Source organism: Labrenzia sp. 011 (assembly GCF_003075075.1).
In the GTDB taxonomy this organism is placed as follows: Bacteria; Pseudomonadota; Alphaproteobacteria; order Rhizobiales; family Stappiaceae; genus Roseibium.
Map to the genome: position 1 here is coordinate 1 of NZ_QCYM01000050.1, position 2,022 is coordinate 2,022.

Annotated in this window: 3 protein-coding genes; all 3 read right to left on the bottom strand. The window is 51.5% G+C overall.

Features of this window, described 5'->3' with window-relative positions; translation table 11 throughout:
• Positions 1-269, bottom strand: a 269-nt coding sequence (locus DCO57_RS23760) for a hypothetical protein (RefSeq protein WP_205756256.1), incomplete at its 3' end; no start/stop codon positions are given.
• A 67-nt stretch (positions 270-336) separates the two neighbouring features.
• Complete coding sequence (locus DCO57_RS22125) at positions 337-1,122, bottom strand: DNA polymerase (RefSeq protein WP_116701089.1); 786 nt, start codon at positions 1,120-1,122, stop codon at positions 337-339.
• Positions 1,123-1,167: 45 nt separating this feature from the next.
• On the bottom strand, positions 1,168-1,722 hold the full coding sequence (locus DCO57_RS22130; protein WP_116701090.1) for a recombinase family protein: 555 nt from the start codon (positions 1,720-1,722) through the stop codon (positions 1,168-1,170).
• Between the last annotated feature and the right edge of the window lie 300 nt (positions 1,723-2,022).

A 2,022-nucleotide genomic window follows, 5' to 3' on the forward strand; every position in this document is an offset into this window, starting at 1 on the left:
TCTTTATTGTAATTGCTATATTTATTTCTCCTTTGGCATCTGCAGTTCGTTGTCTTCCCGCTAACAATGTTATAAACATCAAGGGTCATAGTTTTTTTGCAGTAAGTGCATTTGGCTTGGATCAGTTGTCTGCTTCGTTCGCCCCGCCAAATTTTTGAAACAATTTTCAAGGTTCCTAGGTTTAATTTTTTGATTTCCTGCAGTCTTTCTGTGAGAGATACAGCACGTGGGTGCAGATTACCTTTTTTGAATTGTCCGTCATGCTTCATATTAGCCTCCTATGTTGGAGGTAGTATTTTTGGACCTGTTAGTTGGATTGAGTAGGGGATGTGCGCGCTAAAATGCTTCACCTCCCATTCCCCAATATTTGGTCGGAACAGCCTTGGCTTGGAAGCGCTTCATGGAGATGGTGTCTTTCTCCATGGCAAGGAACGCCTCTGTGGTCATGCCCATGGTGCGGGCAGCCGTCGATGCGTGGATATCCCCGCCTGACCTGTAGATGTCGATCATGGTGCGTTCATTGGCCATCCATGCGGCCACGCGCAGCTCTGCCTGCGACAGATCGGCCTCCAGTATCTTCCAGCCCGGGGGAGCCTCGAACACCCGGCGGAAGGCCTTGACCACTTCCTTCATTCCGCCCTTGCCGCGCTTGGGGAAATTCTGCGCGTTGGGGTTGGCCGACGCGGTTCTGCCGGTGACCGTGCGGTGTAGCAGGAATGACGGGTGGATGCGATCCTTATAGATGTATTTCCAGAAACCTCTGGGGTCTATCTCACGCCCGGTCTCCTCGTCCGTGTAGGCTGGGGGGCCCACGTAGGTGCCGCGCATCTTCTCCAGCCGCGTGAAGTCCATATACTGCGCGACAAAGGAAATCTCCCCGAAGTAGGGGAGGTGGTCCTTGGCGGACGTGCTGGCAATCTTCTGGTCGTCGGGCAGCTTCTGCGTTGACTTGGTGAACACCCTCGGTGTCAGGCCAAACCCGTCTTCCGAGAACAGGATGTCCCTGACAAAGTCTGGACGGCTGAACTTCAGTCCTACCTCTTCCCCCTTCTTGATCTTGGTATGCCTGCGTCTAACGTTTTTTAAGAGCTGTGGGATATGATGAAATGTGCGATGCCCAATGTACCTTGGTGCAGCGTTTCGGTGCGGCTCTCCTTTCCGGAGAAGTCAATCAGCCAAAATCCGATAAACTGAGGCGCGGCCAATTCCCAATCGATTGGCAATCTCTGTTGGTTTTATCCCCTCAGCGTGCATGGTCTTAACTTGGGTAGCTTTTGCTCTGGCGGTCGGAGCGCGGCCCTTGTACTTGCCTTCCCGTTTTGCTTTGGCAATGCCTTCGCGTTGGCGTTCAAGCATGATTTCACGTTCAAACTGGGCGACTGCTGCAAACATGTTGAGAAGCAATCGATCGCTGGGTGAGGAGGTATCGACACACTTCCCCCCAAAATCGAGCAGGCGAAGGGCAACTTTCTTCTGTTCAAGCATCTCCACAATTTGGTGTAAGTGTGCAGCGGAGCGCGCTAGGCGGTCGAGACGCGTTGCGATCAGAACGTCACCTTCCCTGACGAAATCAAGCGCGAGTTCCAACTGATCTCGTTTGGCAACCGAGGATATCTGCTCGGAAAAAAGCTTCTCGCTACCTGCTTCTCTCAAGGCATAGATCTGCGCTTCTAATCCCGCGACCTGATCAATGGAAGAGGTTCTTGCATAACCAACCAGCATGGAAAATCCTTGTCTCACTAGGATCTAGACATTGTACCATGCAGGAGTATCGCTGTCTCAAAATACTCTAGTGAGACACCTTTTTGTTTCAGGCTGATGTCTCGTATGAACCTGCTCCAATGAGATGGTGCTAGAGCTGTGAAAGACCAAGTTGCAACTGTTGCTTTCCAAGCTTGGAGGGCCGACAGTGATATCGTTTTCAAAAACTGCAAGGACAATCACACGGCAGAAAGGAGTGAGCTAATGCTTGAAGAGGCTGCATGGATCGCAGGAATTGTCGCTGCAATCGCTGCTGTATTG